Source organism: Roseococcus sp. SYP-B2431, from assembly GCF_004336745.1.
In the GTDB taxonomy this organism is placed as follows: domain Bacteria; phylum Pseudomonadota; class Alphaproteobacteria; order Acetobacterales; family Acetobacteraceae; genus Roseococcus.
In genome coordinates, this window is record NZ_SJXD01000022.1 from 547,845 (window position 1) to 559,808 (window position 11,964).

Here is an 11,964-nt window from a genome sequence, read left to right on the forward strand (position 1 = left end):
TGGATGACGCATAGCCGCGCCATCGCGCCACGCCAAGGCGCCCCTTCGCAGCGAAGCCATGCGCGCCGGGGCCATGCGCCGGGGCGGGCGGCGGCCGGCGCCACGTTGCGGGGCATCCGGGCAGGCCTTATCTCTGGCGCGGCATGGACCAGATCGCCCCTTTTCCGGTGATGGAACACCAACGCGCCGTGCTGCCCGAGGGGCTGGTGCTCGACTGCGGCGCGGTGATCCGCCCCCTGGCCGTCGCCTACCGCACCTACGGGGCCCTGAACGCCGCGCGCAGCAACGCCGTCCTGGTCTGCCACGCCCTGACCGGCGACCAATACGTCGCCGAGCGCCAGCCCCTGACCGGCAAGGCCGGCTGGTGGGAGGCGATCATCGGCCCCGGCAAGGCGGTGGACACGAACCGCTTCTTCGTCGTCTGCGCCAATGTGCTGGGCGGCTGCATGGGCTCGACCGGCCCGCGCGAGGAGATGACGGACGAGAACGGCATCCCGCAGGGCCGCCCCTGGGGCACGGGCTTCCCGAGCGTCACCATCCGCGACATGGTCCGCGCGCAGAAGAAGCTGGTCGAGCATCTGGGCATCGAGCGGCTGCTGGCGGTGATCGGCGGCTCGATGGGCGGCATGCAGGTGCTGGAATGGGCCGCGACCTATCCCGAGGCCGTCTTCGCCGCGGCGCCGATCGCCGCGGCCACGCATCATTCGGCCCAGAACATCGCCTTTCACGAGGTCGGCCGCGCGGCCATCCATTCCGATCCGGACTGGCGGAACGGACGCTACTGGGAGGATGGGCGCATCCCCGCCCAGGGCCTCTCGGTCGCGCGCATGGTGGCCCACATCACCTATCTCTCGGAGGCCGCGCTCACCCGGAAATTCGGGCGGAAGCTGCAGGGCGCCTCGGCCGTGACCTTCCTCGAGGACGTGTTCCAGGTGCAGAGCTACCTGCGCCACCAGGGCAGCACCTTCGTGCGCCGCTTCGACGCGAACTCCTACCTCACCATCACCCGCGCCATGGACTATTTCGACCTTGCCACCGAGCACGGCAGCGTGGCCGCGGCCTTCGCCGGAACGCCGACGCGCTTCTTCGTGGCCAGCTTCTCCTCCGACTGGCTCTTCCCCACCAGCGAGAGCCGCGCCCTGGTGCGCGCGCTGAACGCGGCGGCGGCGCCGGTCAGCTTCATCGAGGTCCCGACCGACAAGGGCCATGACGCCTTCCTGCTCGACGAGCCGGAATTCCACCGGGCGCTCGGCGGCTTCCTGGCGGGCGCCGCTAGGACGCTGGACGCATGAGCGCGTATCCCGCCGCGCTCTACTTCGCCGCCCAGGCGCGCCACAACGCCTGGGCGAACCACCGCCTGCTCACGGCCTGCGCGCAGCTCTCCCAGGCGGAGTTCGAGGCCACGCGCATCAGCTTCTTCCCCTCGGTCAAGGCCACGCTGAACCACATCCTGATCATCGACCGGTTCTACGTGGACGCGATGGAGGGCGGCACGCTGGGCCACGCCGCCTTCGCCGATCATGAGCCCTGCGCCACCCTCGCCGAGCTGCGGCGCGAGCAGGCCGCCCTGGACAGCCGCCTCATCGCCTGGTGCGAGGCCCTGGACGACCTCGGCCATATCGTCGAGGTGCATCGCGGCCCCCGTATCCAGCGCGAGCGCGCCGACCGGCTGCTGCTGCATCTCTTCGGGCACGACATCCACCATCGCGGACAGGTCCACGCCATGCTCTCCGGAACCAGCGTCAAGCCGCCGCAGCTCGACGAGTTCTTCTCCGTCGGCGAGGCGCCGCTGCGCGCGGCGGAGTTCGCCGAGCTGGGCTGGACGGAACGCGACATCTGGCCGGACCAGGCGTGAGCCGCCTTCTCTTCACCCTCGGCGGCTATTCCGAGCTGCCGGACGGCGATTCCTCCTGGCGCGTGATCCGCCGGCGCCGGGACTTCTCCAGCGCGGAGAAGGTGCTGGAGATCTTCGACCGGGAGGCCGAAGGGCTGCGGCCGGGCCTGTGCCTGATCCTGGTCGACCCCGAGCGACGGCTGATCCTGCGCTGGGCCGGAACGGCCGATCCCGTCGGCGCGCTGCGGAGCCAGGCGGGGCTGGACGGGCTCGCGATGGCCGGACCGGAACCGCCCGCAAGCCCGCTCGTGCCGACCGCGCCAGAACCGGAGCCGGAGCCGGAACGGGAGCCGCGGCCTCCGGCCGCGCCGCCTCGGCCCGTCCTCGCGGCCACCGCCCCGCCGCCACCCGCCGCGACGAACACCTACAGGCCCCAGGATCCGCCCCTCCGCACCCGGGCCGCCGACGGCTCCGTCCAATACGTCGCGAAGAACATGCGGCTGGACCTCAGGCTCATCGCCGGGATGATCCCGCCCGATGTGCGCGTGCTCGACATCGGCTGCGGGGACGGCGCGCTGATGGCGGAGCTCGCCACCAGGGGCGTGGACGCCCGCGGCATCGAGATCGACATGCAGGCCGCGACCGAGGCCGTGTCCCAGGGCCTCGCCGTCATCCATGGCGATGCCGACAACGACCTCGCCTTCTACCCCGACGAGGCCTTCGACTATGTGGTGCTGAGCCGCACGCTGCAGGCGGTGGAGAAGCCGCGCGAGGTGCTGCGCCAGATGCTGCGCATCGGCCGCCACGCCATCGTGAGCTTTCCCAATTTCGGCCATTGGGAGATGCGGCTGAAGCTGCTCTTCGGCGGGCGCATGCCCGACACCGAGACCTGGACGCGCCCCTGGTACGAGACGCCCAACATCCACCCCTGCACCATCCTCGACTTCTTCGCGCTGGCGGAGATGGAGGGCTACGTCATCGAGCAGTGGCTGGCGGTGGACGAGAAGGGGCTGAAGGCGCCGTGGCGCCGCTCCGTGCGGCTCGCCAACATCTTCGGGCAGCAGGCGCTGTTCCAGCTCCGGCGCCGCTAGACCATGATGCGCTCGCATTCGCTCAGGCATCATGGTCCAGCTTATTGTCCGAGCGCGTGATTCAGACCTCCGGCGCCTTCGCGCCTTCGGTCATCGCGCTCTAACCGGCACCTCTGTGCACGGTCCCGGGCTTCGCTGCACCGCACGGGCGGCGTCTGGTTTCGGGCTTCGGCACTCGCTAGGTTTTGTCACCGATCTTCGGTGGCGCGGCCGCGGGCGAAAGTGGTTGGGCAGAACAGCTTCAGGGAGAGCCCGAAATGGCGCGTCTGGCATTGGTGACGGGTGGGCAGCGCGGAATCGGCGCGGCGATCAGCGAGGGGCTTCTGGCGGCGGGGCGCAAGGTCGTCGCGAACTACGCGGGCAACGATGCCGCGGCGAAGGAATTCACCGAGCGCACGGGCATTCCCTGCGTCAAGTTCGACGTCTCGGACTTCGAGCAATGCATCGAAGCGGTCAGGAAGATCGAGGCCGAGCACGGGCCCATCGAGATCCTGGTGAACAATGCCGGCATCACGCGCGACAGCGTGATGAAGCGCCTGGACCGCAAGATGTGGGACGAGGTGATCGATACCAACCTCGGCTCCTGCTACAACCTGTGCAAGGCGGTGTGGGACGGGATGAGCGCGCGGAAGTTCGGGCGCATCGTGAACATCGGCTCGATCAACGGGCAGGCGGGGCAGTACGGCCAGGTGAACTACGCCGCCGCGAAATCCGGCATCCATGGCTTCACCAAGGCGCTGGCCCAGGAGGGCGCGCGGGCGCAGATCACGGTGAACGCGATCGCACCGGGCTATGTGGACACCGAGATGGTGCGCGCGGTGCCGCCGGAGGTGCTGGAGAAGATCATCGCGCGGATTCCGCGCGGGCGGCTGGGCACGGCGCAGGATATCGCGCGGGGCGTGGTGTTCCTCACGGCCGACGATGCTGATTTCGTGACGGGGTCCACGCTGTCGATCAATGGCGGACAGCATATGTATTGAGGAATTGAGGGGGCTTTGCCCCCTCAAACTCCCCCACCAAGAAACTCAGTTTCTTGGATCTTCGATCTGTGGAGGGGCAGAGCCCCCCTTTCAGATGAACTTGCCCCTCAAAAACCCCAGCGCCGGCAAAGGCGTCCACTTCCTCGGCAGGTCCGACCTGCGGATCGGCGCCACCGAGTAATGCGGCACCGGTTGCTGAGAACGCACCAGGAAATCCGCGTAGGCCCGGACCTGCTGCGCCCGCCAGGCCCGGTCCTCCAGGGCGGCGGTGCGGCTGCGAAATATCTCCGCCACGCGGTTGGCGCGCCCCACGGTCGCCACCACGGCCCATAAGGTATCTTCGTCGCCCCTCGGGAGGGCCGCGATGTCCCGCATGGGACGAGATCAAAGGCGCCTGCCCGGGCCGGGTCAAGCACATATGAAAAGGGCGCCGGAGGTCTCCCCCCGGCGCCCGAACACGATCGTTGCGGGAGAACCTACCCCAGGCGCTCGCCGTGCTGCGTGACGTCGAGGCCCTCGCGCTCCTCCTCCTCGCTGACGCGCAGGCCGACGATGGCATCCACGATCTTCAGCAGGATGGCCGTGGCCACCGCCGTGAAGACGAAGACCGCCACGACCGCCTGAACCTGGATGATCAGCTGCGCCATGGAGCCCGAGATGCCCTCCGGCGCCGCCGTCGTGGCCGAGAGCGGGCCATAGGCCAGGATGCCCGTCAGCAGCGCGCCGACGATGCCGCAGATGCCGTGCACGCCGAAGGCGTCCAGGCTGTCGTCGTAGCCGAGCCAATGCTTGAGGGCCGTCGCGCCCCAGAAGCCGGCCAGGCCCGCCGCCACGCCGATGATGAGCGACGCGCCCGGCAGGACGAAGCCCGCCGCCGGGGTGATGGCGACGAGGCCCGCCACCGCGCCCGAGATCACGCCCAGCACCGAGGGCTTACCCTTGATCGCCCATTCGGCGACCATCCAGCTCAGCGCCGCGGCCGCGGCCGCCGTGTTGGTCACCAGGAAGGCCATGCCCGCGCGGCCGCTGGCCCCGCCGGCGGAGCCCGCGTTGAAGCCGAACCAGCCGACCCACAGCATCGAGGCGCCGATGACGGCGAAGGCCAGGTTGTAGGGGGACATGTTCTCGGTCCCGTAGCCGATGCGCTTGCCCAGGATCAGCGCGCCCACGAGGCCCGCGACACCGGCGTTGATGTGGACCACCGTGCCGCCTGCGAAGTCGAGCGCGCCGAGGCCGAAGATCCAGCCGTTCGGATGCCAGACCCAATGCGCGATGGGCGAATAGACCAGCAGCGTCCACAGCAGCACGAAGACCATCAGGCCGGAGAACTTGATTCGGTCGGCCAGCGCGCCCGTGATCAGCGCGGCGGTGATGACGGCGAAGGTGCACTGGAAGGCGACGAAGACGGTCTCCGGGATGGTGAAGGCCACCGCGGCGTCGCCCGTGCCCAGGGTGAAGGGCTTGTCCCAGTTCTCGGCGATGCCGCCGAGCATGAACTTGGACAGGTCGCCGATATAGGCGCCCCCTTCGCCGAAGGCGAGGCTGTAGCCGATCACGACCCAGGCCACCGAGACGAGCGCGGTGATCGCGAAGGACTGCGCGAGCGTGGAGAGCACGTTCTTCTTGCGGACCATGCCGCCGTAGAAGAGCGCAAGGCCGGGCACGGTCATCATCAGCACGATGGCGGTGGAGATGAGCATCCAGGCCGTGTCGCCCGTGTCCACCTTCGCGTCCTGCGCGAAGGCCGGCATCGAGAGGGCCAGCAGCGGGACCGCCCCCAGCATCCCGCCCAGAGGGCCGCGCAAGGGGCCGCGCAAGGGGCCGCCCAGGGGGCCACGCAGAGGGGCGCCGCGCATCCAGGATTTCATATGTGGTATTCTCCCATGGCTGGCGGCCGCCGGGGCACGCCGATGTTGTGCGAGGCGCTGGCTCACAGCGCCGATCCGTCCGTCTCGCCCGTGCGGATGCGCAGCGCGCGGTCCAGGTCCAGGACGAAGATCTTGCCGTCGCCGATCTTGCCGGTGCGGGCGGAGGCGGCGATGGCCTCGACCACCGCATCCGCCATCTCCGAGGCCACGGCGACCTCGATCTTGAGCTTGGGCAGGAAGCTCACCTGGTACTCGGCCCCCCGGTAGATTTCGGTCTGGCCCTTCTGGCGACCGAATCCCTTCACCTCCGTCACCGTCAGCCCCTGCACGCCGAGCGGGGTGAGCGCGTCGCGCACCTCGTCGAGCTTGAAGGGCTTGATGATCGCCATCACGAGCTTCATCCGCCTGCTCTCTCCCAATCTTCCCGCCAACGGGAACCCGCCGGCCAGTTCAGCGGCGATCCAAGAGTCGTGCCAGACGACAATCCAAGGCTTTGCGAGGCTTGCGCACCGATCTGCCTGGTTTTGAGGCAGCGTCGGGAGCGCCTGGGCAGCAAGAATGCCCTCGCAAGATGACCGGAGCGACAGACCGCCGGCGCAGCCTGAACGGCGAGGCTCTGCGCGACGCCGAAAATGGCGTAAGGCTGAGCGCATCATGCAGCCTCTTCCCTCTGCCGATCTCGAGGTCTCCGTCGCGGTCATCGGCGCCGGGCCGGTGGGTGCGACGCTAGCTGCCGCGCTGGCGGCGCGCGGCGTGCCGGTGGCGGTGATCGACGCCGCGCCGCTCCCCCCCATGGAGCTCGCGGGCTTCGACGGCCGCGCCTATGCGATCGCGCTGGCCTCGCGCCGGCTGCTGGACGCGGCCGGGGTCTGGGAGCGCCTGCCCACGACCCCCTGCCCCATCGAGGGCATCAAGGTCGCCGACGGGCGCGTGGGCGAGGCGCCCTCGCGGCTCGACCTCGACTTCGACTCGACCGAGGTCGGCGGCGAGCCCTTCGGCTGGATGGTCGAGGCGCGCGCGCTGCGCGTGGCGCTGAACGCGCGACTGCCCGGGATGCCGAACCTGCACGCCTTCGCCCCCATGACCGCGAAGGTCGCGCGCGACCCGGAGGGCGCCACCGTCACCTTGGCCGATGGCCGCATCCTCCGCGCGCGGCTGGTGGTCGGCGCCGAGGGCCGCAACAGCCCGCTGCGGCAGGCCGCCGGCATCGGCACGGCGCGGCATGACTACGGCCAGATCGGCATGGTCGGCGCCTTCGCGCATGAGCAGCCGCACCACAACCGCGCGCTGGAGCTCTTTCTGCCGGCCGGGCCCTTCGCGCAGTTGCCGCTCGCCGATCTCGGCAGCTTCGGGACAAGTGCGCTGCCGCACGCCTCCTCCTTCGTCTGGTCCGAGCGGCGCGCCACGGCCGAGCGGATGCTGGCCTTGCCCGACGAGGCCTTCGCCCGCGAGCTGCGCCGCCGGATCGGCGGGCATCTCGGCGCCATCGAGCCGATCGGCCGGCGCTGGCACTATCCGCTGAGCGCGATGCACGCGACGCGCTATGTGGCCGAGCGCCTGGCGCTGGTCGGCGACGCCGCCCATGGCATGCATCCGATCGCCGGGCAGGGGCTGAACATCGGCTTCCGCGACGTGACGGCGCTCGTCGAGCTGGTGGCCGAGGCGCATGCGGCCGGCGCGGATGTGGGCAGCGCGGCGCTCCTGGCCCGCTACCAGGCGCGGCGGCGGCCGGATGCGCTGATGATGATCGGCGCGACGCATGCGCTGGAGAAGCTCTTCGGCAACGATGTCGGGCCCTTGCGGCTGGCGCGGCGCCTCGGGATCGCGGCGGTCAACCGGATCCCGGCGCTGAAGCGGGGCTTCGCACGGCAGGCGATGGGGCTGCCGCTGCGGGGCTGAACGGGCCGATCCGATCTCCGGGACGCCTCGCGCCATAGTCGTGTCATGGCAGATCGATCGCCCGCACCTCCCAGCGCAGCCGCCAGGGATCCGTCAGCCCCAGGGTCAGTCGCGCGGAGCGCCGGGGGAATCGCGGCGCCGAAAGCTCGACCTCCCAGGCATCCAGGCCGACGATCCTCACCCGGCCCAGCATGTCGCGCGCCGATCCGGTCCCGCCATGCCCAAGCTGGGTCTTCAACAGCTCCGTCAGCGCATCCGCCCCCGACAGCTGCGCCGCCATGTCCCGCGCCATGCCGGCGATGAAGGCGGGCATGGGCCGCTCCTCCTGATCGCGGGCGCGGGCTGATAGCACCGCCGCCATGGCCGGGCGCAAGGACTCCCAGTCGACGTGGCCGGCCAGCGCCCCGGAGTCGCCGCGCTGGATCGCCGAGGCCACCTGCACCGCGGAGGCCACGGGCGAAATTATATAGACCGTGGCGAGCCCGACACCGATCAGGGCCAGAAGGCGGCGAAGGCCGGCGGCCGGGCGCCGCCTTCTCCTGGCCTCACCCTCGGGGGCGCGCGCCGGCGCGGCGCGATGCACCGGCTGCCGCGCGTCGAACTCCGCCCAGATCTCGTCCCAGGAGTTGGATGCCGTCGTCCCGCTCATCTGCCCCCCTCTGTCCCGGAGGACAGGGAAAAATCCGCCAGCCGAGACCGCGTCTCGGTTTTTGGATTATCAGGGCTGCTCTATGAGCGAGGGGTTAACGCCGTCGTATTTGTGGGACGCTTGAGACGAGCCAGGATTCCAGCTCAACGAAGAGCTTCCCCAGGGCCGCCTGCATGCCGGCCGCCTGCGCGGCCGGGGTGGCCTCGGGCGGCAGCGGCACGACGGCCTCGAGCCGCCGCTGGGCCAGGACGCGCGGATCGGCCAGGAGGTCGCCCGCCGAGGAGAGCAGCAGGGCGGTCATGACCGCCCGGGCCTGGCCCGGCTCGGCCTGCAGCGCGACCATCTCGGCCTCCAGGACGAAGGGCGTCGACAGTCGCGAGCCCGGCGCCGCCACGGCGGTAAAGACGCCCGAGGCGATCAGCCATTCGCGCAGCGCCGACTCCACGAGATCGGCCGGCGGCGCCAGCCACTCGTCGTAGAAGGCGACATCCAGCGTGCCGTCAGGCCGGACCAGGCGCAGCCCGCGCACCTCCATGCCCGGCCCCGCGCGCAGGGTCCGGAGCAGGATGGCGCCGCGCGGCGCCCGGGCGCGCGGCGCCGAGGCCGGCCGCCGGGGCTCCAGCGCATAGCGCCGGGTCTCGAGATAGGGCCGGCTCGGCAGGAGCGAGCAGCCCCCGGCCAGCAGCGGCAGCGTCAGAAGAAGGCGCCTGTTCATCGACGGGCTCCGCTCGGGACCGGAGGTGGGGCGCCCAGGATGGCTTGCGAGGGCGAACGCCGCAGCGCCTCCGTCGTTTCGCGCAGATTGGCGGTGGTGGCGCGCAGGTCGCGCAGCACCGGCGCGAGGTCGGCCTGCAGGTCGCCCGTGGTGCTGCGCACGCCGCGAACCCCGGCATCCAGCTGGGTGATCGTCCCCGGCAGGCGGGCGGCGGTCCGGCGCAGGTCCTGCGTGGCGGCGGCCAGCGAGGCCAGCGCATTGCGCACGTCCGGCGAATTCACCGTCTCCCGCAGCGTCACCGTGGTGTTGCGGACCTCGCCCAGCACGCCGGGAATATCGGCAGCGCCGAGCGTGCGCCGGAAGTCGGCCAGCAGCGCCGTCGCCTCCTGGACCGCGCCGCTCAGCTCCGCCGCCTTCACCTGGTCCCGCAGCTCCGTGGCGAGGCTGTTGATGGTCCCGAACAGCGTGGCGAAGTCGATGTCCTGCAGCTGCCGCATGACCATCTCGGCCGCCGACTGCACCTGCGCCACCGTGGAGGGCACGGCCGGAATCCAGGGGAAGCGCGGCTCCCAGGGCAGGGTGCGGAGCGCGTCGTCGCGCGCCGAATCGATGAAATCCAGCTCGATGTAGGACACGCCCGTGATGCCCTGACTCGAGAGCCGCGCCCGCAGGCCGAGCTTCACGGCATCGTCCAGGGACGGGATGTCGCCCACCAGGCCGAGATTGACCGCGAAGCGGACCACCACGAGCTGGAAGGAGGCGGCGAAGGGCTCGCCCTCGGGCCTCCGGTACTCGGCCGAGGCCAGGCCGATGGCCGTGACGCGCCCGACCGAGACGCCGCGATAGCGCACGGCCGAGCCCACCTCGAGCCCCTGCACGCTCTCGCGGATATAGGTCTCCATCACCACGTCCGACCCGCTCAGCCGGTTCTGGGTCAGGAAGAACACGAAGCCCAGCAGCAGGCCGACGCCCACCAGCACCATGATGCCGACCGAGACCTGGATTCTGCGTATGCTCGCCACCTACATCGCCTCCCGCCGGAAGAAGGCGCGCACCGTGGGATGCTCGCTCTCGTCGCGGAGTTTCTTCGGATCGCCCTCGGCGATCATGCCCTGGGCGTCCTTGTCCAGCATGATGCAGCGATCGCCAATGGCGAGGATCGACTGCAGCTCATGCGTCACGACCACGAAGGTCGTTCCCGTCTCCCGCGCCAGCGAGAGGATCAGCTGGTCGAGCCCGGCCGAGGTGATCGGGTCGAGGCCGGCCGAGGGCTCGTCCAGGAAGAGGATCTCGGGGTCCAGCGCCATGGCGCGGGCGATGCCGGCGCGCTTCAGCATGCCGCCGGAGATTTCGGCCGGCAGGCGGTCCAACGCGTCGCCCAGGCCGACCAGGCCGAGCTTGGCGCTGGCGACCAGGGCGCGCGCGGCCGCGGGTAAATGGCTGTGGGCCTCGATCGGCAGCTCCACATTCTCCGAAAGCGTAAGGGAGCCGAGCAGCGCGCCCGACTGCCACATGACGCCGATGCGCTGCAGCAGGTGACGCCGGGCCTCGCCCTCCAGCTTCGCCCATTCGTCGCCCAGGACGGAGATGTCGCCCTCGCTGGGGGGCATCAGGCCGATGAGCAGCTTCAGCAGGGTGGACTTGCCGCAGCCCGAGCCGCCGAGGATGACGAAGATCTCCCCTCGGCGGACCTCGAAGGTGACGTCCTTGAAGACCGTGCGGCGGCCGTAGCGCATGGCCACGTCGCGGGCCGTGATGACGGGCTCGGGACCGGCGGCCGCCTTCTCGGGCGCCGCCATCACCAGCCCAGCCGGAAGAAGAGGATCGCGAAGAGCCCGTCGAGCAGCACCAGCGCCACGATGCCGCCCACCACGGCGCCCGTGGCCGCATCGCCCACCGCGCGCGGCCCGCGCCCGGCGGACAGGCCGGCGCGGCAGCCGACATAGCCGATGGCCAGTCCGAAGGCCGCGCTCTTGGCCAGACCGCCGGCGAGGTCGCCGACCGACATCCACTGCTCCAGCTGGTTCAGCACGGCGACCGGCGGGAAGCCCAGGGTCGCCATGACGATCGACATGCCGATGAGGCCGGTGATGTTCATGACCATGCTCAACGCCGGCATGACCAGGGTGGAGGCGAGGATGCGCGGGACGACCAGCCAGGCCGTGGGATCGAGCCCCATGGTCTTGAGCGCGTCCACCTCCTCGTTCACCCGCATGGTGCCGAGTTCGGCGGCATAGGCCGAGCCGGTGCGCCCGGCGAGGATCACGCCGGCGAGCAGCGGGCCGAGCTCGCGGGTCAGCGAGATGCCGACGAGCTGCGGGATGAAGATGGTCGCGCCGAACTGGCGCATGGGTACCGAGGACTGAAAGGCCAGGATCACGCCGATCAGCGTCCCGAGCAGGATGCAGAGGGGAAAGGCCTGGGTGCCCGCCTCGTCGAGGTGGCGCAACACCTCGGCCCAGCGCAGTCGCCAGGGGCGCGGGAGGAGGCCGATCGTGGTGAGGATGGTGTCGCCCATGAAGGCGGCGCGCTCCAGGAACTTGTGGTAGCGGCCGAGCGTATAGGCGCCGAGGGCCGTCACGGGCCGGAACCTGAGGTGGCGCGGTCCCGATGGCCTTGCCGTTCCGAGGCCTTTGCGGAAGCGGTCCAGCGTGCCCTGGGCCGCCGGATCCCGGGGCTCCACCCATTCGGCCTCGTCGCCCGCGAGCGAGACCAGCAGCGCGGCGCCGCCCGAATCCAGAGCCGTGACCTCCCCGGCATCGAGCGTGACGGCACGGGCATCCCTGGCGGCGCGGTGAGCCTCGTCCCATCGGGCGGCGGCGGCGGCGCGATCCAGCGGGCCCGAGAAACGCAGGTGAAGCCGCCCGTCCCTGGTTTCGGCGCTGAACATATCGCTGGGCATGCGGGCCGGACCATGCACGCCGGGGG

The 11,964-nt window shown here is 70.7% G+C and carries 13 protein-coding genes; 5 read left to right on the plus strand and 8 right to left on the minus strand.

The window, feature by feature from the left end:
• Window positions 1-143: 143 nt before the first annotated feature.
• The 4 genes from EJV46_RS10650 to phbB all read left to right on the plus strand — a co-directional run bounded on the left by EJV46_RS10650 (window position 144) and on the right by phbB (window position 3,905).
• Window positions 144-1,292, plus strand: a complete 1,149-nt coding sequence (locus EJV46_RS10650) for a homoserine O-acetyltransferase (protein WP_131548599.1) — start codon at window positions 144-146, stop codon at window positions 1,290-1,292.
• Entirely contained in the window at window positions 1,289-1,855 is a 567-nt protein-coding gene (locus EJV46_RS10655; protein WP_131548600.1) for a DinB family protein, read from the plus strand. Before EJV46_RS10650 ends, EJV46_RS10655 begins: the two co-directional genes overlap by 4 nt.
• A 473-nt stretch (window positions 1,856-2,328) precedes the next feature.
• Window positions 2,329-2,925 carry a methionine biosynthesis protein MetW gene (gene metW, locus EJV46_RS10660; RefSeq protein ID WP_131548753.1) on the plus strand — a complete coding sequence of 199 codons (597 nt, stop codon included), beginning with the start codon at window positions 2,329-2,331 and terminating at the stop codon, window positions 2,923-2,925.
• Between the two features lie 257 nt (window positions 2,926-3,182).
• On the plus strand, window positions 3,183-3,905 hold the full coding sequence (gene phbB, locus EJV46_RS10665) for an acetoacetyl-CoA reductase (RefSeq protein ID WP_131548601.1): 723 nt from the start codon (window positions 3,183-3,185) through the stop codon (window positions 3,903-3,905).
• Window positions 3,906-3,995: 90 nt separating this feature from the next.
• On the opposite strand, the gene EJV46_RS10670 is transcribed toward phbB, so the two are convergent.
• The 3 genes from EJV46_RS10670 to EJV46_RS10680 form a co-directional block, all read right to left on the minus strand.
• Window positions 3,996-4,280: a hypothetical protein gene (locus tag EJV46_RS10670; RefSeq protein WP_131548602.1), complete on the minus strand. Its 285-nt coding sequence runs from the start codon at window positions 4,278-4,280 to the stop codon at window positions 3,996-3,998.
• 101 nt (window positions 4,281-4,381) lie between these two features.
• Window positions 4,382-5,761 (minus strand): ammonium transporter, encoded by a 1,380-nt coding sequence (locus EJV46_RS10675; protein WP_131548603.1) that lies wholly within the window; start codon window positions 5,759-5,761, stop codon window positions 4,382-4,384.
• Window positions 5,762-5,835: 74 nt separating this feature from the next.
• Complete coding sequence (locus tag EJV46_RS10680) at window positions 5,836-6,174, minus strand: P-II family nitrogen regulator (protein WP_131548604.1); 339 nt, start codon at window positions 6,172-6,174, stop codon at window positions 5,836-5,838.
• A 253-nt stretch (window positions 6,175-6,427) separates the two neighbouring features.
• Between EJV46_RS10680 and EJV46_RS10685 the strand changes: the two genes are divergently transcribed.
• Window positions 6,428-7,672 carry a UbiH/UbiF/VisC/COQ6 family ubiquinone biosynthesis hydroxylase gene (locus tag EJV46_RS10685; protein WP_131548605.1) on the plus strand — a complete coding sequence of 415 codons (1,245 nt, stop codon included), beginning with the start codon at window positions 6,428-6,430 and terminating at the stop codon, window positions 7,670-7,672.
• Between the two features lie 43 nt (window positions 7,673-7,715).
• Here EJV46_RS10685 and EJV46_RS10690 read toward each other — a convergent pair whose 3' ends face one another.
• From EJV46_RS10690 to EJV46_RS10710, 5 genes are all read right to left on the minus strand, one after another.
• Window positions 7,716-8,321 (minus strand): DUF2939 domain-containing protein, encoded by a 606-nt coding sequence (locus EJV46_RS10690; RefSeq protein ID WP_131548606.1) that lies wholly within the window; start codon window positions 8,319-8,321, stop codon window positions 7,716-7,718.
• A gap of 94 nt (window positions 8,322-8,415) precedes the next feature.
• A complete protein-coding gene (locus EJV46_RS10695; RefSeq protein ID WP_131548607.1) occupies window positions 8,416-9,036 on the minus strand; it encodes an ABC-type transport auxiliary lipoprotein family protein in 621 nt (206 codons plus the stop codon).
• Window positions 9,033-10,058 (minus strand): MlaD family protein, encoded by a 1,026-nt coding sequence (locus tag EJV46_RS10700; RefSeq protein ID WP_131548608.1) that lies wholly within the window; start codon window positions 10,056-10,058, stop codon window positions 9,033-9,035. The genes EJV46_RS10695 and EJV46_RS10700 overlap by 4 nt, the downstream gene beginning before the upstream one ends.
• Entirely contained in the window at window positions 10,059-10,835 is a 777-nt protein-coding gene (locus tag EJV46_RS10705) for an ABC transporter ATP-binding protein (protein WP_131548609.1), read from the minus strand. It lies immediately after the preceding gene.
• The gene (locus EJV46_RS10710; protein ID WP_131548610.1) at window positions 10,835-11,938 is read right to left on the minus strand and encodes an ABC transporter permease; all 1,104 of its coding nucleotides are present in this window, start codon (window positions 11,936-11,938) and stop codon (window positions 10,835-10,837) included. Before EJV46_RS10710 ends, EJV46_RS10705 begins: the two co-directional genes overlap by 1 nt.
• Window positions 11,939-11,964: the final 26 nt, after the last annotated feature.

What these genes read in the sequence shown, in the direction of transcription:
- EJV46_RS10650 (WP_131548599.1), top strand. Translation starts at nt 144, where the DNA reads ATGGACCAGATCGCCCCTTTTCCGGTGATGGAACACCAACGCGCCGTG.
- EJV46_RS10655 (WP_131548600.1), top strand. Translation starts at nt 1,289, where the DNA reads ATGAGCGCGTATCCCGCCGCGCTCTACTTCGCCGCCCAGGCGCGCCAC.
- metW (WP_131548753.1), top strand. Translation starts at nt 2,329, where the DNA reads ATGCGGCTGGACCTCAGGCTCATCGCCGGGATGATCCCGCCCGATGTG.
- phbB (WP_131548601.1), top strand. Translation starts at nt 3,183, where the DNA reads ATGGCGCGTCTGGCATTGGTGACGGGTGGGCAGCGCGGAATCGGCGCG.
- EJV46_RS10670 (WP_131548602.1), bottom strand. Translation starts at nt 4,280, where the DNA reads ATGCGGGACATCGCGGCCCTCCCGAGGGGCGACGAAGATACCTTATGG.
- EJV46_RS10675 (WP_131548603.1), bottom strand. Translation starts at nt 5,761, where the DNA reads ATGCGCGGCGCCCCTCTGCGTGGCCCCCTGGGCGGCCCCTTGCGCGGC.
- EJV46_RS10680 (WP_131548604.1), bottom strand. Translation starts at nt 6,174, where the DNA reads ATGAAGCTCGTGATGGCGATCATCAAGCCCTTCAAGCTCGACGAGGTG.
- EJV46_RS10685 (WP_131548605.1), top strand. Translation starts at nt 6,428, where the DNA reads ATGCAGCCTCTTCCCTCTGCCGATCTCGAGGTCTCCGTCGCGGTCATC.
- EJV46_RS10690 (WP_131548606.1), bottom strand. Translation starts at nt 8,321, where the DNA reads ATGAGCGGGACGACGGCATCCAACTCCTGGGACGAGATCTGGGCGGAG.
- EJV46_RS10695 (WP_131548607.1), bottom strand. Translation starts at nt 9,036, where the DNA reads ATGAACAGGCGCCTTCTTCTGACGCTGCCGCTGCTGGCCGGGGGCTGC.
- EJV46_RS10705 (WP_131548609.1), bottom strand. Translation starts at nt 10,835, where the DNA reads ATGGCGGCGCCCGAGAAGGCGGCCGCCGGTCCCGAGCCCGTCATCACG.
- EJV46_RS10710 (WP_131548610.1), bottom strand. Translation starts at nt 11,938, where the DNA reads ATGCCCAGCGATATGTTCAGCGCCGAAACCAGGGACGGGCGGCTTCAC.